Annotated in this window: 20 protein-coding genes and 1 tRNA gene; 9 read left to right on the top strand and 12 right to left on the bottom strand. The window is 37.8% G+C overall.

Annotation, left to right across the window (positions count from 1 at the left end):
- Window positions 1-50 precede the first annotated feature (50 nt).
- Together MKL51_RS21100 and MKL51_RS21105 are read left to right on the top strand one after the other, a co-directional pair.
- Window positions 51-560 (top strand): helix-turn-helix domain-containing protein, encoded by a 510-nt coding sequence (locus MKL51_RS21100; protein ID WP_002120495.1) that lies wholly within the window; start codon window positions 51-53, stop codon window positions 558-560.
- Between the two features lie 32 nt (window positions 561-592).
- Complete coding sequence (locus MKL51_RS21105; RefSeq protein WP_230445321.1) at window positions 593-1435, top strand: IS3 family transposase; 843 nt, start codon at window positions 593-595, stop codon at window positions 1433-1435.
- 365 nt (window positions 1436-1800) lie between these two features.
- Here MKL51_RS21105 and MKL51_RS20445 read toward each other — a convergent pair whose 3' ends face one another.
- From MKL51_RS20445 to efp, 5 genes are all read right to left on the bottom strand, one after another.
- The gene (locus MKL51_RS20445; RefSeq protein WP_032007337.1) at window positions 1801-3207 is read right to left on the bottom strand and encodes a molybdenum cofactor biosysnthesis protein MoeA; all 1407 of its coding nucleotides are present in this window, start codon (window positions 3205-3207) and stop codon (window positions 1801-1803) included.
- Window positions 3208-3468: 261 nt separating this feature from the next.
- Window positions 3469-3545, bottom strand: a tRNA-Val gene (locus tag MKL51_RS20450).
- Window positions 3546-3712: 167 nt separating this feature from the next.
- Window positions 3713-4018 (bottom strand): YbdD/YjiX family protein, encoded by a 306-nt coding sequence (locus tag MKL51_RS20455; protein ID WP_000980869.1) that lies wholly within the window; start codon window positions 4016-4018, stop codon window positions 3713-3715.
- The gene (locus MKL51_RS20460; RefSeq protein ID WP_005068001.1) at window positions 4018-6114 is read right to left on the bottom strand and encodes a carbon starvation CstA family protein; all 2097 of its coding nucleotides are present in this window, start codon (window positions 6112-6114) and stop codon (window positions 4018-4020) included. Before MKL51_RS20460 ends, MKL51_RS20455 begins: the two co-directional genes overlap by 1 nt.
- A 164-nt stretch (window positions 6115-6278) precedes the next feature.
- Window positions 6279-6848 (bottom strand): elongation factor P, encoded by a 570-nt coding sequence (gene efp, locus MKL51_RS20465; RefSeq protein ID WP_002118666.1) that lies wholly within the window; start codon window positions 6846-6848, stop codon window positions 6279-6281.
- 73 nt (window positions 6849-6921) lie between these two features.
- On the opposite strand from efp, the gene epmB reads away from it, so the two are divergent.
- Genes epmB through MKL51_RS20480 form a run of 3 tightly spaced genes read left to right on the top strand, consistent with a single transcriptional unit; the run spans window position 6922 to window position 11807 of the window.
- The gene (gene epmB, locus MKL51_RS20470; RefSeq protein ID WP_005067999.1) at window positions 6922-7938 is read left to right on the top strand and encodes an EF-P beta-lysylation protein EpmB; all 1017 of its coding nucleotides are present in this window, start codon (window positions 6922-6924) and stop codon (window positions 7936-7938) included.
- Between the two features lie 15 nt (window positions 7939-7953).
- Complete coding sequence (locus tag MKL51_RS20475) at window positions 7954-9699, top strand: hypothetical protein (RefSeq protein ID WP_032007348.1); 1746 nt, start codon at window positions 7954-7956, stop codon at window positions 9697-9699.
- Window positions 9696-11807, top strand: a complete 2112-nt coding sequence (locus MKL51_RS20480; RefSeq protein WP_080973457.1) for an EAL domain-containing protein — start codon at window positions 9696-9698, stop codon at window positions 11805-11807. Before MKL51_RS20475 ends, MKL51_RS20480 begins: the two co-directional genes overlap by 4 nt.
- Before the next feature lie 62 nt (window positions 11808-11869).
- Here MKL51_RS20480 and rpmE read toward each other — a convergent pair whose 3' ends face one another.
- The 4 genes from rpmE to MKL51_RS20500 form a co-directional block, all read right to left on the bottom strand.
- Window positions 11870-12094, bottom strand: a complete 225-nt coding sequence (gene rpmE / locus MKL51_RS20485) for a 50S ribosomal protein L31 (protein ID WP_001200845.1) — start codon at window positions 12092-12094, stop codon at window positions 11870-11872.
- Window positions 12095-12290: 196 nt separating this feature from the next.
- On the bottom strand, window positions 12291-13262 hold the full coding sequence (locus MKL51_RS20490) for a bile acid:sodium symporter family protein (protein ID WP_080973456.1): 972 nt from the start codon (window positions 13260-13262) through the stop codon (window positions 12291-12293).
- 133 nt (window positions 13263-13395) lie between these two features.
- The gene (gene gloA / locus MKL51_RS20495; protein ID WP_005067992.1) at window positions 13396-13797 is read right to left on the bottom strand and encodes a lactoylglutathione lyase; all 402 of its coding nucleotides are present in this window, start codon (window positions 13795-13797) and stop codon (window positions 13396-13398) included.
- A 22-nt stretch (window positions 13798-13819) separates the two neighbouring features.
- Entirely contained in the window at window positions 13820-15994 is a 2175-nt protein-coding gene (locus tag MKL51_RS20500) for an AmpG family muropeptide MFS transporter (protein WP_032007352.1), read from the bottom strand.
- A 165-nt stretch (window positions 15995-16159) separates the two neighbouring features.
- Here MKL51_RS20500 and MKL51_RS20505 point away from each other — a divergent pair, with 165 nt between their 5' ends.
- On the top strand, window positions 16160-18778 hold the full coding sequence (locus MKL51_RS20505) for a Lon protease family protein (protein ID WP_005067989.1): 2619 nt from the start codon (window positions 16160-16162) through the stop codon (window positions 18776-18778).
- A 51-nt stretch (window positions 18779-18829) separates the two neighbouring features.
- Here MKL51_RS20505 and MKL51_RS20510 read toward each other — a convergent pair whose 3' ends face one another.
- From MKL51_RS20510 to surE, 3 genes are all read right to left on the bottom strand, one after another.
- Entirely contained in the window at window positions 18830-19759 is a 930-nt protein-coding gene (locus MKL51_RS20510) for a LysR family transcriptional regulator (protein WP_032007353.1), read from the bottom strand.
- 102 nt (window positions 19760-19861) lie between these two features.
- Window positions 19862-20689 (bottom strand): peptidoglycan DD-metalloendopeptidase family protein, encoded by an 828-nt coding sequence (locus MKL51_RS20515; protein ID WP_002119027.1) that lies wholly within the window; start codon window positions 20687-20689, stop codon window positions 19862-19864.
- A 111-nt stretch (window positions 20690-20800) separates the two neighbouring features.
- A complete protein-coding gene (surE, locus tag MKL51_RS20520; RefSeq protein WP_017480620.1) occupies window positions 20801-21571 on the bottom strand; it encodes a 5'/3'-nucleotidase SurE in 771 nt (256 codons plus the stop codon).
- Between the two features lie 101 nt (window positions 21572-21672).
- Between surE and MKL51_RS20525 the strand changes: the two genes are divergently transcribed.
- The 3 genes from MKL51_RS20525 to dacC all read left to right on the top strand — a co-directional run bounded on the left by MKL51_RS20525 (window position 21673) and on the right by dacC (window position 23896).
- Entirely contained in the window at window positions 21673-22044 is a 372-nt protein-coding gene (locus MKL51_RS20525) for an MCR_0457 family protein (protein ID WP_005073292.1), read from the top strand.
- A gap of 154 nt (window positions 22045-22198) precedes the next feature.
- On the top strand, window positions 22199-22621 hold the full coding sequence (locus MKL51_RS20530) for an MCR_0457 family protein (protein ID WP_002118406.1): 423 nt from the start codon (window positions 22199-22201) through the stop codon (window positions 22619-22621).
- Window positions 22622-22747: 126 nt separating this feature from the next.
- The gene (gene dacC, locus MKL51_RS20535; protein WP_002118558.1) at window positions 22748-23896 is read left to right on the top strand and encodes a D-alanyl-D-alanine carboxypeptidase PBP5/6; all 1149 of its coding nucleotides are present in this window, start codon (window positions 22748-22750) and stop codon (window positions 23894-23896) included.
- Window positions 23897-23928: the final 32 nt, after the last annotated feature.

Raw genomic sequence — 23928 nt, forward strand, 5'->3', positions numbered from 1 at the left:
CTGAACTGCACCCCATAAGTTAGACTTTTAAAACTTATGAGGTGTGCTCTATGCCAATTCCGAAGCATTCAAAAGAGTTAAAATTAAAAGTCATTCAAGCTTATTTAGAGGGAAGTAAAGGATATAAAATCCTTTCACAAGAATTTAATGTAGATCTCCAAACCATCCGCTTATGGATTGAAAACTATAAGGCACAAGGTGAAGATGGCCTGAATGTTAAAACTAAAAAAACCTACTACTCTTCCGAATTTAAAATCAAGGCTGTACAAATGCTTCTTGATAAGATACCGGTAAGAGAAGTTAGAAGACGGTTAAATCTGAGCGGGACGTCAATTTTAAGAAGGTGGCTAGCTCAGTATCATAAAGAAGGGATTGCTGGGTTTAATACCACGAGGATTTATACCAATATGCTTAAACAAGATAAAACTAAAATAACCAAGTCTGTAAAAGATGACAAAGATAAATCTCAGCAGGAGCTCATTGATGAAGTGACCGCTTTACGAGCAGAGGTTGCCTTTTTAAAAAAGCTAAAAGCCTTAAAACTGAAGCAACGTACCTAAATTCAATTTCTACTGCAGACAGTGTTCAAGTTATTTCAGAATTAAGGCAAATTTATCCATTAAAGCTCTTACTCAGTATTGCCAAGATCGCTCGTAGTACTTATTTCTATCACATGAAAGCTGTACGCTCTAAGGATAAATATACTGAGTTAAAACAGCAGATCAAGTCCATATATCACAAGCATAAGGGATGCTATGGCTATCGTAGAATTACTCTTGCTCTGAAAAGTACAGGAATAATAATCAACCATAAATGTGTATATCGTCTTATGAAAACTATGGGACTTAAATCACGTATCAGAGCACTAAAATATCGCTCATATAAAAGTGGTTGTGTCGGGATGGTGGCCGATAACATTATGCAACGGCAATTTAAAGCGAACCGTCCCAACCAGAAATGGGCAACTGATGTGACGGAATTTAATGTTAACGGTGAAAAACTTTATCTATCACCAATTATAGATTTATTTAATGGGGAAATTATTACCTTCCGGATCCAACGTAAACTCAATTATGAGTTAGTGAAAGATATGCTCATTCATGCTTTAGCTAAACTTAAGCGACATGAGAAACCAATTCTCCATTCAGATCAAGGATGGCAATATCAAATGGCTCATTATCAACAGCAATTAAAGCAACATGGTTTAATTCAAAGTATGTCTCGTAAAGGAAATTGCTTAGATAATGCTGTAATAGAAAGCTTCTTTGGAATATTAAAATCGGAGTGCTTTCATGGTGAAAAATTTCAATCAACTGATGAGTTAGAGAAAACTATACGAGAGTACATTCATTATTATAATCATGAGAGAATCAAGGTGAAGCTACAAGGTTTATCCCCTGTACAATATAGAAACCAGTTTTTAAAAACTGCTTAACTAACTGTCCAACTTTATGGGGTCAGATCATCCTACCGCTACGGCAAAGGGACGAGTAGTCACCACACAAAGTTATACCTCAGAAAGAATAACTCTGATGCGGAAGTTCATGAGCAGTCTGTCAAAACTGCCTGGCAATGTGGCCAGCAGGCAAAGGATAGTGCTCTGCCCTTTAGCAGTCAAGCACACAAAATGACATTTGTTTTAAATTAGATCATTAAAAAGTAAGGATAAATAATGAGATAGTTATTGTTAAAGTGGGGTTTATAAAGGTGAGGTTTTGGCAGCTATAACTTTATAGGTTGTAACCTTTTAACAAGTTTAAAGGTTACACCGCTCAATTAAATTATAAATAGAAATTAGACTTAACCTATTTTCATAAAATATAAATCAGTGCCTTTTGCAATTGTCTGCTCTTGAAAAGGTACTATCACAATACAATTCGCTTTAACAAATGGCTCTATCTGATATGACTGTTGTTGCTCAATAATTTCCAATACATATTCCCCATTTTCTTGAGCCTTATAACACCCCCATAACAACTTTCTATTTGTCACATTAGGAACAATTTCTATGTCAGTTTTACCTTTAAAGTAAGCATGATCAAAAAAGTCTGAGATGTGCTTATTCAAAATATATTTCACAAAAGCATGCATCAGAATCGCAATATCTTGAATGTCACCCGGTAAATTAATAATAGTCGCTTTGTCTTCTGTAACGACTACACGCATACCTTTATGATTACCGCTTTCATCATATATCTGCACAGTCTCACGGCTAGGTGGAGTCCTATCTTGGCCTTTAAGAATTTTAATTTCATTAGCTGGTATACAACGTGTATTCAAGGCCGATGACATGCTGCTTTGATCAAAGATTGGAAGTTTTTCAAGCTGGAATAAAGAAGAACGATTATTTTGATATGTGCAGCAAAGAATGACATCAAAGTTTGAGTTTTGTTCTTCAAAGAACTTTATATAATCGTCCCTGCTCGTCGTTAATGAGTCATCTAAAGCTGGGTCATTATCTTTTTTAAGATTATTAAATGCAGCATCAAAACGTTCAGGTTTGAGTGATTTGATTTCTACCTGCTCGTAGCCCCATGTTTTCAAGACATCTTTAACATACAGACTTTCCTCACTCATTTCTTCTTTATCAAAAGAATGCATACTTATAATGAGAATTTTGGGGTTTTTATATATAGATAATTCTTTGATTCCCGCTCGTCTTAAAACAATTAATTTTTCAGGAGTCAGTTTCTCATCTTTTTTTAGAATCACATCGCCTTGTTTAAATATACTGCCCTTTGGGATAACACCATGCATGGCAGGAATAGAACCAGTAATTTTTTTAGCATCGGTATCAGAGAGATCTAATCTCTCATCTTGTTCAGCAATCACTGAATCTAAAGACTCTGGTAATTTTGTATAGGCAGGAATTTCTAACAAACTTGGAGTTTTTAGATCTAATTTATACGGATTAATAGATCTATAAAGCTGTTGCCCCCAATAGTACCAATGAGTAATTAATAAAGGGCTATCTTTACTTGCAGATTGAGTTGTTTCTGAGTTAAGAGCCCAACCCGCATATTCAGATAAATTATGCAGAGGATAATCCTGTAAAGCATATACATCACTTGCGTTAACTTGATTTATTGCTTTATCCAGCTCTACAGTTTCTTTTAAATCACCTTTAGGCAAATTTATATTGATATGATAAAAAATGTCCGTTAAATGATTTGGTAAGTTATCTGGTATTGGAAGTTTTTTTTGCATAAATATAGATCCTAGAAGTACCTCAAATAGGAGGTACTTCGCTAATTTTAATTATTAATAAAGAATTTATCGTTATCTAAAACATTCGGTATTAAAAAAGCTCCAAACTGCTTCAGCCTTTTAAGAAATGAAATTTCTCTTTTAGGCGAATATAGAAACTGAAATTAATTTATAAAAACAATAAAAAAACCCTAAATCATTATAATTTAGGGCTTTTTTAAATCATATAAAGCTATGCGAGTTCATATGATTTTAATATCTTGGTAGGTATATCCAGACTCGAACTGGAGACCTCTACGATGTCAACGTAGCGCTCTAACCAACTGAGCTATACACCTAGAATGGAAAGCATAATATTCATTTTTCAAAAGCAAAACAAGTGATTTGCCATCGAAAAAAATACAAATGAGCAGACTTTAAGCAAACTCTTTTTCATTTTCCAAAAAAGAAAAACGGTACATGGTTTAACCACATACCGTTTCTTTAGCTGACTATTAATCTCAACTTAACAAGGGCATTTCTTTAAATTACCACCTGCCGATGGATATCTCGAATCAACACAATGACGGTAGAAAGTCGTCGCATCCATTGGAGTTAAATCAGGATGATGGGCTTTCATGTGCTCCAGATAAGTTTGATAGTCTGGAACCCCAACCATCAGTCGGAAGCTTTGCTGCAAACGCTGCCACAAGGTTGCAATGCGCGACCAATTCTTTGGAGAAAGTAATAGCTCTTTTTGCGAGAGCACTGTCATTTTGATGATTTTCGCAATAATGACAGTTCCATTTTTTGCAAATTTAAAATTCATCATTACTCTCCTCGTGGGGTGACCACTTTCGGATCAGCATATACAGCTGGTGCTTCATGAGCAGTTGGTGTCGGGCTTGCTAATGCACGGCGCACAATACCAATTGCAGCAATTACCATCACAATCGCAACGATCATGAAGAAGCCACAAAGCGCAGCGTTGATTTGGTTTGACATCACAATCGTCTGCATTTCTTCAAGTGTTTTTGCTGGTTTAAGAATTTCACCACGCGCAATCGCATCTGAAAATCTATTCGCTTGTGCTAAGAAACCAATCTTTGGATTTTCGTGGAAAATCTTTTGCCAGCCCGCAGTCATACAGGTAATGAACAAGAAAATTGTTGGGAAAATCGTTACCCATACATATTTTTCTTTTTTCATTTTAAACAGAATGACTGTACCCAAAATGAGTGCCATTGAAGCCAACATCTGGTTACCCACACCAAATAAAGGCCAGAGTGAATTGACACCACCTAACGGATCAATCACACCTTGATAGACGAAGAAGCCCCATCCACCTACCGCAACAGCAGTACCTAGCAAATTACCAAAGAATGAGCTTGAAGATTTAACCGCAGGAATAACAATACCCACAGTGTCTTGCACCATAAAGCGACAAGCACGAGTACCCGCATCGACAGCAGTTAAAATGAATAATGCTTCAAATAAAATAGCAAAGTGGTACCAGAATGCCATCATTTGGCGGCTGTTAAAAATTTCAGAAATGATATGTGCCATACCAATCGCAAAGGTAGGCGCACCACCTGTACGTGAAAGAATTGAGCTTTCACCTACTTCTTGAGCCAACACGGTTAGCATTTCAGGCGTAACAACAAATCCTAAATTACGCACAGCTTCTGCCGCAGATTCTACAGTTGTACCGAGTACAGCCGCAGGCGCATTAATTGCAAAGTACACACCCGGGTCTAAGACAGTTGCACAGATCATCGCCATAATACCGACGAAAGATTCCATGAGCATGCCGCCATAACCAATCACACGAATGTCAGCTTCGTTATCAACGAGTTTTGGTGTTGTACCACTTGATACAAGCGCATGGAAACCAGAAATGGCACCACAGGCAATGGTAATAAATAGGAATGGAAATAAGCTACCTGAGAATACAGGGCCAGTACCGTCAATAAAATGAGTCACTGCTGGCATTTTCAATTCAGGTAATGCAATCACAATACCAACGGCCAAGCCAAGAATGACGCCAATTTTAAGGAATGTTGATAGATAATCACGTGGTGCTAACAACAACCAGACTGGTAAAACTGATGCGATAAATCCATAAATGATTAAGCACCATGTGAGCTGTGTTCCTGTTAAAGTGAAAAATTCACCCCAGTATGGATCTGCTGCAACCTGTCCACCATAAACAATGGCAAGCATCATTAAAACGAAGCCGATAATAGAAACTTCGGCAATACGTCCCGGGCGAATAAAACGCATGTAAACGCCCATAAACAATGCAATTGGAATGGTTGCTGCAATACTGAAAACACCCCATGGACTATGGGCAAGTGCTTTCACCACAACTAATGCCAGTACAGCAAGGATAATAATCATTACTCCAAGCGCACCAAGCATGACCACAATACCGGCAAAAGAACCGAGTTCTTGTTTTGCCATTTCACCAAGTGAGCGACCGTCTCGACGTGTTGAAATAAATAAAACTAAAAAGTCTTGTACCGCACCCGCCAGAACCACACCGACCAATAACCAGATCGTTCCTGGTAAAAAGCCCATTTGTGCAGCCAAAATTGGTCCAACTAACGGCCCCGCTCCTGCAATTGCAGCAAAGTGGTGACCGAAAAGCACATATTTATTGGTGGGTACATAATCCAGACCATCGGCCAAGCGATGTGCTGGGGTTAAACGTCTTGGGTTTAATTCAAATACTTTAGTTGCAATAAATAGACTATAAAATCGATATGCGATGCTATATACACATGCTGCAGCAAGTACAAGCCAAACCGCATTGACATGTTCACCACGACTGAGTGCCAGCATCCCAAAAGAAATTGCACCTATTATTGCCACTAGGCTCCAGACCAGCTTGGAGGGAAGCGTAGATTTCGCTTGCATTGTGTCCATTCTTAACCTCTCAATAAATAACTACAGCATTTTTATATTGTTATGTACTGTTTCTCTTAATCCCTGTGACTCTACTCCTCCTTTTTCTTTTTTCCTCTTATACTTTCGCATAAAAAAAGGGATGATTTACATCATCCCTTCGATAATAGTGTATTTTTTAACTATTATGCACGCTCTAAATAATCGCCAGTACGAGTATCTACACGAACGCTTTCTTCTTGCTGAACAAATAACGGAACACGAACAACCGCACCTGTTTCAAGCTTAGCTGGTTTACCGCCACCGCCAGATGTATCACCACGTACACCCGGATCAGTTTCAACGATTTTCAATACAACGAAGTTCGGTGGGCTTACTGTTAAAGGTACGCCGTTGAACAACATAATTGTACATTTTTCATTTGAATCGTCTTTTAACCATTTAGCAGCATCGCCCATAGCAATTTTGTCTGCCGCGATTTGCTCAAAAGATACAGGATCCATGAAGTTCCACATTTCACCATCGTTGTATAGGTATTCCATTTCAACTTCAACGATGTCAGCTGCTTCTAAAGAGTCACCTGATTTGAAAGTTTTTTCTAATACTTTACCGGTTTTAAGGTTACGTAATTTTACACGGTTGAACGCTTGACCTTTACCTGGTTTTACATATTCGTTTTCCATGATTGAACATGGGTTACCATCAAGCATAACCTTAAGGCCTGCTTTGAAATCATTTGTAGAATAATAGGCCATGAAAGGCACACTCCAAACTTAACAAGTCAACTATGCGATATAATGCGTTGTTGCATTATCTTAATCGTGTCAAATGATAAACTATTTATACCAAGAGCAAAACTGGCAATCTCAACTGAGTGACCTTATTACTGATCCTTCGGAATTGCTAAGCCTACTCGAGTTATCCTCAGAACAGCTATTATCGGGTGCGATTCTGGCTTCTGAAAAGTTTAAATTGCGTGTTCCTCGTGCGTTCGTCGGAAAAATGAACGCTAAAAACCCGCTTGACCCGCTTTTGCTACAAGTATTACCTCATCATTTAGAACTCGAAGAACATCCTGAGTTTGTGACTGACCCATTAGGCGAAGAAGCAGCAAATCAATTACCGGGTGTATTACATAAATATAAATCGCGTTTTTTATTAACCTTGACTGGTGCTTGCGCCGTACATTGCCGTTATTGCTTCCGTCGTCATTTCCCCTATCAAGAAAATTTGCCAAAAAATGAAGATTGGCTAAATATTAAAAACTATATTGAAGCAAACCCGAACATTAACGAGATCATTTTGAGTGGTGGTGACCCGCTTACGCTTTCTAACCGTAAATTAGCACTTTGGTTAGAACGCCTATCATCTCTCAAACAAATCCAGATTCTGAGAATTCACTCACGAGTCCCAATTGTTATTCCTAACCGGATCGACGAACAGCTGATTTCTTTATTAAAAAACAGTAGGCTGCGTATAGTTCTGGTGGTACACTCAAACCATGCTTCTGAACTCGATGACTTTACTTGTTCAAAATTGTTGCAGTTATCTGACCATCACATTACTGTACTAAATCAGGCAGTATTGCTTAAGGGTGTCAATGACTCTGCACAGACGTTAATTGATTTAAGTTATCGTTTATTTGAAGCTCGCGTTATGCCTTATTACTTACATGTTTTAGATAAAGTAAAAGGTGCACAACATTTTGATTTAGAATCATCCAAGATAGATGATATCTATCGTGACGTGTTAGCGAACCTACCGGGGTATTTGGTTCCTAAACTCGTCAGGGAAATTGCGGGCGAAAAGAATAAAACACCGCTTTTTGGGGCTACAACTTTTTGAGTTATATAATAAGTGATGATGAATAATGCGCTGTCGGACATTTTTCACAATCAAACCGAACTCTCTCGTGAACGGTTAAGCTTTTGTGAAGCCAATATTAAAGATCTTAATGAATGGGTCACTACCCTTTCTATTATGCAACTCGGTGATACGTCAAAAGCATTATTCACAGCCATTTTAGAGCTCAATGAATTAAAATGTAGTGAAACCTTACGTTTCGACCTCATACAAACGCTTCATCCGACCATTAACAATGTACTCGCCAGCCTAGAGAAAAACTTCTTTAACCAAGGCGTGATTAGTACAGATCGTAATGAGCACATTATTGAATTAGCGATGTTGCTCCGCTGCTATTTCGCCAGTATTTATTTAAATATTGCGCAAAATAGTCATGAGCAACTACAGCATCAAAAGTTTTCACTCTTTGCCTATAAGCAAAAAAAGAATTTGCAAACGGCGCGTATCTTATCGACGTTTCATGCTCTGCAACAATTAACCAATCTCCTCTATCAGCAGCATATGCTCTATAGTGAGCCCCTTAAAGGGCAATGGTTAATTGCGCATCAGCTATATGAAACCGCAGTTCAACACAAATACCATCTCATCAATATCAATCATATTCAGGGCATACAACACCCTTTAGCGAATATTACGCAAGCTTATGCTCAGTTGATTTTGCTGGATATTTTAAATACGAATCAGATTCGTCAGTCAGAAATTCAGGCATTATTTCAATGTAGTTTTGACTGGGCAAGAATGATTCATATTTTGCCGAAAGATACCGCGTTAACGAAATATGTGGTCGATCCAAATAAAGACCATCCACCTGTCTATAATACAAAGCGTAGCTCTAACTTTAACCCTAGCATCTTCATCGGTACGCAAGCTTTACTTGAGCATGTCACTGCAACCATGCATAGAAATGCTCAATATATTTCTAAGAATGAAAAGTTTTATTTAAGCCCTGCTTTAAAATTTCATGTTCAAACGATTCTAGGAACCACGGCTCAACGTCGTCATGAACGTTATGAGTACAATGCAGAGCTTCAAATTTGTTTTGGTTTAAGCACTGCCCATTTCTATCTATCGAAAGCAAAAAACTTCGAAGAAACGCTACAGCTTAACCATAACTATAATTTACAAAGCGAAGCTAAAGTTTTATCCAACTTAGAGAAAAAAGAACAACAAACAAGCTCTTATCAACGCTTGAGTCGTGAAAGCAAAACCATTTATCAAACCACCGTTCTCGATATTAGTGTCAATGGATATCGTATTAAATGGTCTGGCGAAGCACCGAAAAACTTAAGAACTGGCGAATATATTTTAGTTAAAGAAACTTTGCATGGACAATGGCGTGGCGGTGTAATTCGCTGGATTAAACAATCGACAGAAAAGTCCCTAGAGTTAGGTTTAGAAATTTTGTCGCAAGCCATGTTCCCTTGTTCAGTGCATATTCAAGCTGAGCGCCATACTCGCAATTATCATCCCGCACTATTACTACAAACACAAAATCTAGAAGAAATACAAAATACGCTTATTTTACCGGGCTCTCAAATTTTTAGAGAGCAACAAACAATTCATTTACGATTGGGGACAGAAGAAATCAAAGTGTATCTACTCAAAGCACAACTCATTACGCAAAGTTTTATTCAATTTCATTTCGAGCTTTTGAATGAGCAGCAACAAGGTCTGCTTGATCAGTTCATGATGAAAAAGGGTAATAACTCTAGCACTCAAGATTTATGGGAAGCACTAAAGTGAGAAACTCTTTATTATCTAAAAAGTTAAAACGTACTGAAACACGTTTACTCATTATTGATGACAACCAGCTACGTTATAACCAGATTTTAAATTTATTATTGGGGAATGATTATCAAGTTCAGGCGTTATTACTTGATGATTTAAAAAGTTTTGAAAAACAGTTAAATACGCCGTGGGATGCTATTATTTTTGGTCGTGCTTATGACCTAAAAATTGAACAAACTCTCTCCCTCATTCAAGCATCTGAGCAGCCAAATTTACCTGTTTTATTATTACAACCTGAAGATTATCAGCCTCAGCAATATCAGACTTATATTCAAAAAGGTATCTATGATGTAGTTCCATTAGAACCATTAGATTATTTTTATATCACTCTTATTCGGACCTTGTCATATAGCCACTTATTGCAGACTGAACAACGCCTAACAAATGAGCTAGAAACAATTCACTCCCATACACAAACATTGGTCAACAATAGCCATAAAGCTGTTGCCCTTTTTCAAGAAGGGATGCATGTTAAGGCAAATACAGAATACCTCAACCTTTTTGGGTTTAAACAAGAAGACGAGATTATTGGTCTACCGATTTTAGATGTTTTACAACCTGATGATTTAAATGTTTTTAAACAAAGATTTAAGAAAATTTCATTAGGCCAATTTGATCAGGCCCGTTTTGAAATTCAGAGTCAACATGCAGCAATCGCAGGTAACAATGCTCTAAAACTAGAGTTTATTCCTAGTCAGGAAGAAGATGCCGTACAGCTAACCATTGACTATCAACTGAATTTAGCAACACCTGCAAATACACTTTTTTCAGAAAAGAGTTATGGTGTGCAAGCACCTTGGCAACAAATTAATCGACAACTATCGACCTACCCTGCTCAAGCCAATGCTTTAATTTTATTTAAATTAAATCAGTGCCCAGAGCGAGTATTTCAACAAGATTGGCAAACTCCTGCACAATATTTTAATCAGCTGCACAGTTTCTTAAAAGAACACGCGCAAATGCCGATTTTTAATATTGAACTTGGTGCATATATTGGCATTTTACAAGCTGAAAACAGCACAGTCCTTAACTCCCAACTGACTAGTCTGCAAAGTTTGCAAAAAGAGCATTTATTAAAGATTAATGAGCTTAATTACTCGATCCAATTTAAGCTGAGCTATGTCCCAATTACTGAACCTGTAAATGAAGATAGCTTTACAAGCTTACTGGCTCAAACAAGTCAGCAAGAGTTACCTAAGGCGCAGGCAGAAATTGAGTTGGCACCAACCGTCGATATTATTGCTCCTGAGCCTGTTAAACCTTCTATATCGCTTGATCTAAGCCTTGAGCAAGTCGATGCTCCTTTGCAATCTTCGTTATTGCAGCAATTAAAGCAGCAGCTAGCTCGAAGTGAAATTCATTTAAAATATCAGCAAATCTACGATAAACACGATCAAGAAACCCATAACTATGAGGTGACTAGCGGTTTTATTAGCGATGAACAATGGTATGACATAAATGACTTGGCTGAATTAAGAGAAGACAGTGAACTTTCTATTCAATTAGATCGCTGGATTTTGGTTGAGGCATGTAAGCAACTACATAACTTTATTACTCAGTACCCGAAAGCTAAACTGATTATTAACCTGAATATTGATATCTTGCTCAAAGATAAATCTTTCCCTGAACTCATTTCGAAATTACTCACTATTATTGGTAGTAAGCTTGAAAGCCCACTCGTTTTACAATTTTCAGAACAGGCAATTCAGCCTCATCTTGCAATTGCCCAGCAACACATAGCTCGCCTGCGTCAACACGGCGCAGAAATTTCGATTCGGGATTTCAACTCTTCTACTTATAGTGAATCAATATTGCAGCAACTTGATGTTCAATATTTAAAACTACAGTCGAAGGAAACAGAGCTATTAAAATCAGATGAGGGACTAGCCCGATTACAAGAAAAGGTTTTGAACTATTTGACCGTAAAACCTGTAGGAATTTTACTGAGTGATCTAGATGATATGAACCTATTTGCAAACGCTTGGAATGTGGAAACGCGTTTCTTACAAGGCCGCTATTTCCAGAAAAAACTTGATCGATTAACAGACGTACAAGACCAATAATGGTCTTGTACTGAAAAACAAAAAACGGGCATAATGCCCGTTTTTTGTTTCGTGTTGCAGTATTAACGCTTGATAGAGCGAGACATACCAGCAAAACGTTGTTTGAATTTGTCGATACGACCACCAGTGTCTACATTCTTTTGCTTACCAGTGTAGAATGGGTGGCAAGCTGAACATACGTCAAGGTAGATAGTTTCTTTACCTAAAGCAGAACGAGTTTCGATTACGTTACCGCAAGAACAAGTTGCAACTAATTTTTCATATTTTGGGTGAATATCGGCGCGCATCGTCGATTACTCCTAATTGGAAGAAAGGCTTAAGCTGTCATCGCAATTGATCACTCTCAACTAAGTTGAGGACAGGCTCAAAATGAGCAGATCAACACCACAACAGACCATTCTTTTGGCCCACCGAAACCTCTAGGGTTAGAGCTAAGCACAACAAGTGGGCAACATTATACGTCAAATAATTTTCTTTTGCGAATTAATCTTTCGATTTAGCCCAGTAATTTGCAATCACCCCACACACCATTAATTGGATTTGGTGAAAGATCATAATAGGCAATACGATCATGCCTAAAGGCTGACCAATAAATAAGATTTGTGCCATCGGAACACCACTTGCCAACGTTTTTTTAGAGCTACAAAAGAAAACCGTGACTTGATCTGCTCGGTTAAAACCTAAAGCACGCGGTAGGTAAAGTGCTAATAGCATAATAATCGTTAAAAGTACTGAACACGCAATTGTTAGAATGAGTAAAGTTTTCCAACTCACTTGGTGCCAAAGCCCTGCAACCACTGCTCCACTAAATGCGCCATACACCACCATCAAAATTGAGCCTTGATCGAATGCTTTAACAATACTCGGAACTTTTGCCATATAAGGGAAAATATAAGGACGTAATAATTGACCTAAAATAAATGGCACTAACAGTAATAATGTAATTTGTATAATTGAAGTCGTCGGGTCAAATCCATGTTGGCTTTGGCCTAAAATAAAGAAGCTCACCAATACTGGTGTAATAAACATACCAATCAAATTTGAAAAAGATGCACTACACACGGCTCCCGCCACGTTCCCTTTTGCCACTGATGTAAATGCAATAGAAGATTGAACTGTAGAGGGTAAAAAGCACATAAATAAAAAACCCCAGTACAGCTGTTGGCCTAATAGAGGCAATAAAATCGGCTTAGCCAACAAACCAATTACGGGGAAAATAAAGAAAGTAAATGCGAAGACCAATAAATGCATTTTCCAATGCAAAATACCTTCAATCACAGCCTCACGTGATAATTTCGCACCATGCAAAAAGAATAAAATTGCAATTGCGACTGTGGTCAGTGTATTGAAATATTGAGCTGCTTGACCACTGACTGGAAAAAATGTTGCTAGTAGTACCATTCCAACTAACAAAACTGTAAATCGATCAAGAGCCAATAACTTCAGCATAGCCATTTCCTATGATTATTCTAGATAAATAAAAAACCCAGTTGATAAATTGACCATTTGGTCAAGCGTTCATCATACTGGGCTAAAAAAATAAAGCTAGGCTTTTAAGAACTAATTCTTAAAGCATCACAGTCAATTTTTAGTTATTTGTCGCATTAGCATCTTGTTGAATCAATTCGACTTTATAGCCGTCTGGATCTTCAACAAATGCAATCACGGTAACACCACCTTTCATTGGCCCCGCTTCACGCACAACTTTGCCACCACGTGCTTTAATTTCTTCACACGCTTTGTAGGCATCGTCAACACCAATGGCAATGTGACCATAGGCATTGCCTAAATCATAACTTGATGTATCCCAGTTATGGGTAAGCTCAAGCACGGTATTGGTTTCTTCATCACCATAGCCAACAAATGCTAGTGTAAAGCGCCCTTCTTCATAATCACGCTTACGAAGTAACTTCATCCCTAATACTTCGGTATAGAACTTTAAAGATTGTTCTAAATTGCCTACTCGCAACATTGTATGAAGCATTCGCATATATTTATCTCCTAGAAAACTTTCATTTTGATGATTGATTAGCCAACAACTTACCCACCCAAATCACGAGTAATAAAATTGGTAATCCCATCAAAAATGTAGCCGTAAAAAAGCCTGAATAACCGATATGATTCACTATTGTACCTGAGTAACCACCAATCGTTTTTGGTAACAACAGCATTAGCGAGCTAAAAATAGCATATTGCATGGCAGTAAATGACACACTAGTTAAACTAGAAAGAAATGCAATAAAAACTGCCCCAGCTAATCCGGAGGCTAAGTTATCAAATATGATGCCCATTACTAACCAAACTTTGCTATAAGGAACAACTACTTTTCCTTTCAATTCGATATCAACATTTTTATCAATCGGAATCGCTGGAATATCGGATAAACTCATACGATAACGAGGTTGATTCTCTTCTAGTTGCTTTTGATAAGAATGGTTTAAAGTTAAAGTATGTATTTGCTTATTGGCTTCATAATTTGCTACTACTTGTATTGAATTAAGTTTAGCAAGATCATTTCCAGGAATAATAACATTCCAGTCACTACCTTTAATCTTACCTTCTATTTTATTTTGTGAATTCGATAAAATACTAACTGATTTTAGCTCACCATTTTTAGGTAGATTCAATAAACTACCATGAAGAATTACATCTTTTTTCAGTTCATCTTTATATAAAAGATTATCTCCACCAATTGCTTGAACATAAATATCTGGTTGTGATTCTGAGTTAAATAATTTTAATGGAAGGTTTATCTTTAAAGGTTCAGCATAGCCTACAGGCTGAGAATTAATTGAGACTTCATTCTGAGCTGACGTCAATGTATTACTCGGGAATTTTAGTGACCAATTTCCCACTTCATCAGGGCTTGTAGTATAAGTGTGATCCCCTATATGAACTTGAACATTTTGCATAGTAGCGCCAGATTTAACTAATCCAACAAAAATCAAGTTGGTAGTGCTTGCTAAAATTGCTCCTAACAACATCATTTTCATTACATTATAGCGTTGCGCTAACATTCCTCCGAGAAAACCACCCAATATGACAAAGAAGATTGCAAAAAACTTATTAAACCAAGCAATTTCCTCTTTATCAAAATTTAAGTCTAAATAGAATAAATTAGCCATTACACCAGCAACGACATCTGAAATACGATAAAAACCTATTAGCAATAAAATTGCTAAAGCAACTTTTAATCCATATCGCTTAAAAAAATCTAGTAAAGGTGACAACCATGTTTCTACAACAATTTTCTTATTAATTAGACCAAACTTAATTAACCCAAAAATTACAATAACCGCAATTGATATACTAATTAAAAATTTAATGACTAAAAGTAGAAAGTTTAAAAAAGCATCTTCGATAGAAAACGAATCAAAAATTAAACCAATTTGGTAAAAGCTAATCCCAAAAACGATGGTTGAAATAACAAAAACCGAGAATAACTGAAAATAGTCTTTAGCTTGATAGTGATGTTGAATACGTTTAACTTCAGGCTCATGAATAAATAATGTTGTAATTATTCCTATACCCATGAGGCCTGCCATTAATAAATATGTAGTTCGCCAAGCTTCATATATATAATTACCAACAGCCGTACCCAGTGAAGCTGCAAATAATAACGCACCTAATTGTGTAATGATTGTAGCAGTACGATATCCAGCATTATACGTTGAAGCTAAAACAGTTTGCACATTAGGATCTTCAGTTAATTCAATACGATAAGCATCAACAATAATATCTTGCGTAGCTGACGAGAAGCCAAGGAAAATAGCAGCTGCTGCCATAATGGTCAGATTTGAAAATGAGCCAAAATCAGAAGTATTCGGTAAGGGATTTGTAAATGCCATTAAGCAAATTGCACAGATAACCAAAATTTGTGCAACTAATAGCCAACTACGTCTTAACCCCATTTTTCTTGTTAAATAAGGAAGTGGTAATTTATCTATCAAGGGTGCCCAAATAAACTTGAACGAATAAGCCAAAGCTGCCCAAGAGAACATCGTGATAGTACTTCTGTTAATTCCAGCCTCAGTCAACCAAAATGATAAAGTTGAAAAAATTAGAAATATGGGAATTCCTGATGAAAAGCCTAAAAACAACATAATAATTGCTCGGCGATCCAAGAAGGCCATAAAGGAACTTTTCCACCCTTTTGATTCAGCACTCATTCGTTTTTTATTTTCCATAAATTATAAATGTGCCTATTCAAACCCTTCTTACAATTGCTTTCAAGATTCTTTATGCAATCAATTTTGTTTTGGCGATAAAAACGGCAAGTTTGCTTGATATTTTATGCTAAACCTGTATACCTTTAAGCTTCAACCTTCGTTTTCTTTTGCTGGATATCAACAGTGACACAAAAACTTGATCAAGTGACCATCTCAACTTTATCACTCGCTAAAACAAACACCACAAACGTCACAATAAATGCATTTCCTTCAGCTTTTGAGCAACCTGATATAAAAATGACTTTGGATAAAACAGCCTTAAAACCCGAACAACTAACACATATTCCAGATTTTGAAAAAATTCCAGCTTCTACAAAACGTATAAAACCGCTTAATAACTTTTTAGGTCAAGACCGTGCCAAAGCATCGGTAGAAGCAGGTATTTCCTTACCCTACTCTGGCTATAACATTTTTGCAGTAGGAACAGCAGGCTTGGGTAAACGCACCATGATTAAGCGTTTACTCCAACAACATGCGAAAACAATGCCTACTCCAGATGACTGGGTATATGTCTATAATTTTAAGCAGGCACGCCAACCACTTGCTTTACGCTTCCCTGCTGGACAAGGAACTAAGTTTCAACATGCCCTTCATCAAACTTGGCAAATTATTTTAAAACAGCTTGAACGCCGTTTTAGTGCGGAGACCTATCATAACCGTATTGAGCGTATCCGTGAGGAAACTGGAGATGAGCAGCAACAAGCGCTTGTCGAGTTAACCAAAGAAGGTGAAGAACTCGACTTAAAACTCATCTCCCGTAATGAAAAGCATGGCTTTGTACCTGTACAAGTAAAAGATGATCAGGTGCAAGAACTGACTCAAACAGAAATTGATGCTTTAAATACGAAGCAACGTGCTGAAATTGCGGCGAATGTTCGCTACATGGATAAAAAGCTCGAGCGTCTTGGTTTGCATTTAGGTGATTTAGAAGATGACGCACGTGACAAAGTCTCTGTGTTGAATCGAGACATCGCGACTCAAGTGGTTAAGCCACGCATGGATTTGATTTTAAATAAATATGGTCAAGTCAAAGGCCTTGAAGATTATTTAAAACAATATGCTCAAGATGTAATTGATAATGTTGAACTCATTTTAGAGCAAGAAGAAGATGACTTTGCTCCGGCAATGTTCAATCGTGTGCCAGCACGTTATCAGGCTAATGTAATTGTCTCAAACAAACCAAACAGTGGTGCACCGGTTATTTTTGAAGATTTCCCAACACACTACAACTTGCTTGGTCATGTTGAACAACTTACTCACAACGGCACAATTACCACAGATTTCACTCTCATTCGTCCAGGTGCCCTACATCAAGCGAATGGTGGCTTTTTAATGCTTGAGGCCGAGCAATTACTCGAACAGCCTTATGCATGGCAAGGTTTAAAGCGCGCCTTAAAATCAGGCCAACTCAAGCTTTCTTCTCTTGAACATATGCTGACGTTAACAGGCTCTATCTCGATTGAACCTGCTGCTGTTCCGCTTGATATTAAAGTGGTTCTTATGGCGGAACCTGAAATTTATTATGAAATTTTAGAAGTAGAACCAGAGCTTGGTAGTGTCTTTAAAATTCGTGCAGATTTTACCGATACATTACAACGTAATGACGAAAATGAACAAGCCTACATGCAGCTAATTGCTGATTATGTACAAGCGGATAAATTACTTCCGTTTGATCGTAGTGCTTTAGCAGCTTTACTTACCGACTCTAGTCGTCAGGCAGAAGACCAAAGCTCACTGTCGTTACATGCTTCAACGTTGGGCGACCTCATTCGCGAAGCACATCACCATGCTTTTAAAGCTAATGAAAAGCTTGTAACTGACCAGCACATTAACTTGGCACTACAACATAGACAGTATCGCTTAGGCTATTTAAGAGAGCTTTACTGGCAAGATTTATCGCGTGGAACTCAGTTAATCGAAACTTCCGGTCATCGTTTAGGTCAAATTAATGCCCTCTCTGTTATTCACTATGCAGATGTTGAGTTTGGTTTACCTTCACGTTTGACTGCATCAGTCTATCAAGGTGGCGGCGATATTCTTGATATTGAACGTAGTGTAGAGCTTGGTGGTTCACTACATGCCAAAGGCGTATTACTTATGTCGAGCTTCTTAAAAGCTCACTTTGGTCGTGAACAGATTTTACATTTCTCTGCTGCGCTTGCATTTGAACAAAGTTATGGGCAAGTAGATGGCGACAGTGCAACAGTTGCCGAGCTTTCTGCATTAATTTCTGCAATTAGCCAAATACCAATTGATCAATCATGGGCAATTACAGGTTCTATGAACCAGTTAGGCCAAGTTCAACCAATTGGTGGTGTAAATGCAAAAATTGAAGGCTTCTATGATGCTTGTAAATTACAAGGTTTAACTGGCAAGCAAGGTGTCATTATTCCTCGTCAAAACATGCAGCATTTGATGTTACGCCAAGATGTAATTGATGCAGTACAAAGTGGTCAATTCCATATCCATGCGATTGATACCATTGATCAAGCGCTTGAGATTTTAATGGCCCGCCCTGTCGGTACACTCGACAAAAAAGGTAAGTACAGTAAACACTCTATTTATGCTGCTGTAATGGAGCAACTCGAATATTGGCAAGCCATTGAAGATGGCGCAGAAATTGAAGAGGAGCCAAAGAAGAAAAAGAAAAATAAGAAAAAAATTAAGAAGCATGAAGAGCTTACGGCAGAAGATCTGCCGCAAGAAAGTGTAGAAGAAGTTGCAACCTTAAAACAGAAGTAATAAAAAAGGGCCTGTCAAATACAGGCCCTTTTTACTTTTAGAGTGGCAAAATCAACGAACGATCTGAATCGCTCGTCCTCCTGCTAATTGACTAAAATATTGTTTAAGTGCTTCAACACAGCGCTGAATTTTCATTGGTTGTTGATCATGTTTGGCAACTTCTGCATACAAAGTAAAAGTTGGTAATTTCCAATCTGGCATGAGTTCAATCAAAGAACCATTTTTTAACTCTTTTTGAGCATCTAAATATAGAATTCGTGCAATACCATGCCCTTGCTGACATAACGCTTTTGCAACTTGTAAATTATTGCTCTGCAAACGGCTCTGCATTGCAATATTCAGTGTCTCACCTGTTTTTACATGGTGAAAATGGAAATGATGTGCGTCGTTCATGACATTGATCGACAATAACTCATGATCTCTTAAATCATTAGGATGCACAATTGGACTAGACTGATTTAGATAACTTGGAGAAGCTACTAAAATTTGATCTACAAAAGCCATTGGAATAACAGAGCTACTCTCTTCTACTGGAGTAGAGCTCATACGTACTGCAATATCTATTCGCTCTTCAATCAAATCAATATAACGATGCCCAACTTCAAAATGCACAGATAAACCGCGATGAGCTGACATCCAGTGAGATAACGCAGGAATGAGGTGCTGAACTGCTAAATCAGGAGTAGTTGCGATACGCAAATCCCCAATTAAGTCATCCCTCAACTCATTAATTCTGATTTTCCCCCGTTCAGCAGCCGCCAACATTTCTTGACAGCTTGAAAAAAAAGCCTGTCCGGCTTCTGTCAAACTAAGTTTACGCGTGGAGCGATGTAATAGAATTACATCCATTTCATGCTCAAGGGATCGAATCTGCTGGCTCACCGCACTTGTTGTAATTCCTAATTCACGTGCCGCACCACTAAATGAACTTTTTTCAACCACACAAGCAAAAACACCCATCGCACGAAGCTGATCTAACATAGGTTTCCTCAAATCTAATTCTAAATTTATAAAAAAATGCTTATTGTTGTAATGAAAGCAACCAATTATATTATACGAGGAAACCTAAGTTTTATGCATTAGCTATTTTGGTAAAAGATTTATAGGATTAATTGGTTTTCCATCCAAACGGATCTGGAACTCAAGCATGACCTGAGAAGCCCCAGTAGAGCCCATCTCGGCAATTTTTTGTCCAGCAGTTACATTATCACCGCTTTTCACCAACATCTTGCTATTGTGGGCATAGGCACTGATATAGCCGTCAATATGCTTAATTAAAACCAGATTGCCGTATTCTTTTAAGCCATCAGCTGCGTAGACAACTTGACCATCTGCTGCGGCATAAATAGGGTCACCCTGATTTCCACCATAACGGATTCCTTTGACATTATTTGCCAAATTAAACCCTTGAATCACTGGCCCATTATTCGGTTTTATCCAGCGCAAACTAGAATTTGGTGCAACCGAAGTCACTGTCGTATTCGTTGACGGTGCGGTCGTTGTAGGCTGAGTTACTGGTGTAACAGGTTGTGTGGTTGGTAGAGCAATGGTTTGACGTTTGATTTGCTCAGGTTGTGCCATGACTTGCGTAGATACTGTTCTTGGTGAAGAACCTTTCTTCAAACGCAAAGACTGATTAACATAAATACGATATGGCGGAGCAATATCATTCATTTCGGCAATACTAATATAGTCGAGGCCATAACGCATTGCGATACCACTTAAAGTATCACCTGAACGAACTGTGTAATAGTTAGGAGCCATTGCATAGCGAGAACTATTATTAATTTGTGGTTTAGAAGCACACCCTGCCATAGCAACGGTAAAACCTACAGCCACAGACAACAACATAATTTTCATTATTTTGTCTTTTTGGATATGCACTCTGCTTTGTTGCCCAATTAAATGCATTGATCTCCCTCACTAAATGCTACAAATCATTTCGGCTAAGAGTACCAAAAAAGTAAGAGGAAACACGTTCCTCTTTTTCTTTATTCACAAAGTTATAACATTCGAGGCAAATTATTGACTCAAACTGAGCTGTAAATCTTCTAAAACAGCGTAATTTGTTGCATCCATTTGAATAGGGGTAACACTTACATAACCGTTTGCAACGGCAAAGAAATCAGATTGAATCTGGCTAGAAACACGTTGCGGATCTGTAACCGCCTCACCTGCTAGACCAATCCAGTAAACTTGACGGCCTCGTGGATCGACATGACTGGTAATAGGCTTAGATTGAGCACGGCGACCTTGATATGTAATCTGCGCCCCTTTTAACTGCGGTACGTCAGGAATATTGATATTAAAGATATGTCGCGGAGGCAAAGCTGGTAATCCGCTTGCAATAAAATCATGTACCCACTGAGCAGCCTGAGCATAATCTTCTTTATCGTTATAAGCACGTACATCAGGACCCGCTAAAGACACAGCGATTGCAGGTTGTTTCATTAAACGACCTTCAAATGCAGCCCCTACTGTTCCCGAATATAAAACATCATCACCTAAGTTTGCACCACTATTGATTCCGCTCACGACCAAGTCAAACTCAAAATCAAACAAACCATTCATGGATAAATAAACACAATCTGCTGGTGTACCATTCACTGCCCAAACATCTTCGGCAATTTGAATGGGGCGTAATGGTCGATCCAATGTTAATGCACTTGAGAAACCACTTCTTTCACTTTCTGGCGCAACCACAACCACGCGTCCAAGTGGTCTTAATGCTTCAGCTAAAGCCTGTATACCAGGCGCAAAAACACCGTCATCATTCGCAATTAAAATATTCACTAAAATCTTTCTCTACAAATAAACCTAAAGGTTTTCACAATTGAATTATTTGTTGAATTATATATATTTATGCCTCCATAGCATTATAAAATTGTGAAAAAATGAAAACTTTCGCTCCTTTTTTTCAGGTATTGGGGATCAGTATCACATTGTGTACGCAAGCGGTTTTTGCAGATGAGGATATCTCAACACAAGAGGCTGATAGCTTAATTAAAGATGACATTGCCGCAACGCAAGTTTTGCAGGAAATCTGCCCAGCTTTTGTCGGAACAAATAAAAAACTTGAGTCAAACGCTCAAAAGATTATTGCGATGTATTTAAGTGGTTATTCAAATAAATCAATGACCTTAGCGACTCTACAAAATGATGCTGAATTTAAAACTTTATTAAATGAAGCACGTCTTGCGGCAAAACAAATGGACCATCATGAACAACATGAGCTCTGTGAAGAGATCGTTAATTATAAAGAATAGATCTTACTCTTTTGTGATCTAGAAACTTATTCATTTTGGGTTTTCTGTTTGCCATTAAGCAGAAAACCAACATAACAATACATTTTTTCCATTTTTTTAAATTCTAAATTGGTTAAGCTAACGGCATATTTAGAAATTTTATTTTGGGTTATCGATGTTTATGAAGAAAAGCTTAGTTCAATCGCTCTCTTTGGTTTTACTTATGAGCATGGCAACAGCTGGTTTTGCTGCTGATAAGAAGAAAACAACTGAAAAGAAAACCGAAAATGAAAACGTTGTTGAAGTCACTCCACAACAAGGCACGACTCCTGAAGAATTAGCTGCAATTCAAGTGCTTTCTGAAATTTGTCCAAGTTTGATTGGTAAAAAAGACGCTGATTTTGCTCAAGGCTATGAACGTTTAGTTAAAGACTACCTACCAAATGAAACTGATGCTGTTTCTGCATTAGAAAAACGTAGTAAAGACAAAGCTTTCAAGAAATACTTAAAAGAAGCACGTAGCGATGCGAAAGCTGCTGGTGATGAACAAAACACATTAGTTTGCCAAGACGTGAAAGCATATCAATCGCAAAACTAAATTAGTAAAAAACTCTTGAGTTACAATACTGTTTGAAAAAGCCGACTTCTCCCGTAGAAGTCGGCTTTGCTTTATCCTAAAATGCTAGGCTCTTCTGCTTCATACAAGATATTGGAATTACCTAGAATGACTCGAAAAAGCGCTATTGCTGCACTACTCCTCTTACCAAGTTTTTCTTATGCAGCAACTGTCTTATCAGCTCCGCCAGAATTAAATAATAAGTCTTATGTATTAATGGATTATGAGACAGGACAAATTCTCGCTTCTAAAAATGAAAACGAAAAGCTTGCACCTGCGTCTATGACAAAAATGATGACCAGTTACATCATTGAACAAAAATTATTAAAAGGTGAACTCACTGAAAATGAGCAGGTTCGTATGAACGAGTCTGCATGGTGTAAAGGCAGTAGTTCTGAATCATGTATGTATGTTCCTTTAAATGGGACAGCGACTGTTCTAGAAATGCTCCGCGGTATTATTATCCAGTCAGGTAATGATGCATCAAAAGCAATGGCTGAACATATTGCCGGAAATGAAGGCACGTTTGCTCATATGATGAATCAGGAAGCAAAACGTATCGGCATGGTAAACACCCAGTTTATTAACTCGACTGGTATGCCAGCTGAAGGCCACTATTCTACTGCAAAAGATATGGCTGTGTTAGCACAACATATTATTAAAGACAGTTCAAAATACTACCCAATTTACTCTGAAAAAGAATTTACTTTTAATGGTATTAAACAAGGTAACCGTAATGCCTTGCTTTACACTGACCCAAGTGTAGATGGTTTAAAAACAGGTCATACAGATGAAGCGGGCTACTGCTTAACTACTTCTAGTAAACGCGGTCCAATGCGTTTAATTTCAGTGATTTTTGGTACTCCAAGCATGTCTGAACGTGCAGACCAAACTCGTACGTTACTGGCTTGGGGCTTTGCAAACTTTGAAACTGCAAATGTTCAACCAGCCAATCAAGTTCTTGCAAAAGCAAAAGTTTGGTTTGGTAAAGAAGATGAAGTTCAAGTCGGTTTAGCGGAAAACTTTAGTGTGACTATGCCTAAAGGTAAAGCTGATGGCATTAAAACTCAATTAGTCGTTCAACCTAACCTAAATGCGCCACTTCAAAAGGGTCAAGTTGTGGGTAAACTTGTTGCTAGCTTAGATGGCAAAGTAATTGCTGAAAAACCTTTAGTTGCATTAAAGCCAGTTGAAGAAGCAGGTTTCTTTGCTCGTTTAATCGACCATATCAAGCAATTCTTCAGCAACTTATTCTAATTTTAGAATAGTTGAATTAAGCACTCATGCTA

Origin of the sequence: Acinetobacter sp. AOR18_HL, from assembly GCF_027855145.1 — a bacterium.
Taxonomy (GTDB): Bacteria; Pseudomonadota; Gammaproteobacteria; order Pseudomonadales; family Moraxellaceae; genus Acinetobacter; species Acinetobacter pittii.

What these genes read in the sequence shown, in the direction of transcription:
- gloA (WP_005067992.1), bottom strand. Translation starts at nt 13,797, where the DNA reads ATGCGAATGCTTCATACAATGTTGCGAGTAGGCAATTTAGAACAATCT.
- MKL51_RS20525 (WP_005073292.1), top strand. Translation starts at nt 21,673, where the DNA reads ATGAAAACTTTCGCTCCTTTTTTTCAGGTATTGGGGATCAGTATCACA.
- MKL51_RS20475 (WP_032007348.1), top strand. Translation starts at nt 7,954, where the DNA reads ATGATGAATAATGCGCTGTCGGACATTTTTCACAATCAAACCGAACTC.
- dacC (WP_002118558.1), top strand. Translation starts at nt 22,748, where the DNA reads ATGACTCGAAAAAGCGCTATTGCTGCACTACTCCTCTTACCAAGTTTT.
- MKL51_RS20455 (WP_000980869.1), bottom strand. Translation starts at nt 4,018, where the DNA reads ATGATGAATTTTAAATTTGCAAAAAATGGAACTGTCATTATTGCGAAA.
- MKL51_RS20530 (WP_002118406.1), top strand. Translation starts at nt 22,199, where the DNA reads ATGTTTATGAAGAAAAGCTTAGTTCAATCGCTCTCTTTGGTTTTACTT.
- MKL51_RS20500 (WP_032007352.1), bottom strand. Translation starts at nt 15,994, where the DNA reads ATGGAAAATAAAAAACGAATGAGTGCTGAATCAAAAGGGTGGAAAAGT.
- MKL51_RS20445 (WP_032007337.1), bottom strand. Translation starts at nt 3,207, where the DNA reads ATGCAAAAAAAACTTCCAATACCAGATAACTTACCAAATCATTTAACG.
- MKL51_RS20490 (WP_080973456.1), bottom strand. Translation starts at nt 13,262, where the DNA reads ATGGCTATGCTGAAGTTATTGGCTCTTGATCGATTTACAGTTTTGTTA.
- MKL51_RS20510 (WP_032007353.1), bottom strand. Translation starts at nt 19,759, where the DNA reads ATGTTAGATCAGCTTCGTGCGATGGGTGTTTTTGCTTGTGTGGTTGAA.
- MKL51_RS21100 (WP_002120495.1), top strand. Translation starts at nt 51, where the DNA reads ATGCCAATTCCGAAGCATTCAAAAGAGTTAAAATTAAAAGTCATTCAA.
- MKL51_RS20460 (WP_005068001.1), bottom strand. Translation starts at nt 6,114, where the DNA reads ATGGACACAATGCAAGCGAAATCTACGCTTCCCTCCAAGCTGGTCTGG.
- efp (WP_002118666.1), bottom strand. Translation starts at nt 6,848, where the DNA reads ATGGCCTATTATTCTACAAATGATTTCAAAGCAGGCCTTAAGGTTATG.
- epmB (WP_005067999.1), top strand. Translation starts at nt 6,922, where the DNA reads ATGATAAACTATTTATACCAAGAGCAAAACTGGCAATCTCAACTGAGT.
- MKL51_RS20515 (WP_002119027.1), bottom strand. Translation starts at nt 20,689, where the DNA reads ATGCATTTAATTGGGCAACAAAGCAGAGTGCATATCCAAAAAGACAAA.
- rpmE (WP_001200845.1), bottom strand. Translation starts at nt 12,094, where the DNA reads ATGCGCGCCGATATTCACCCAAAATATGAAAAATTAGTTGCAACTTGT.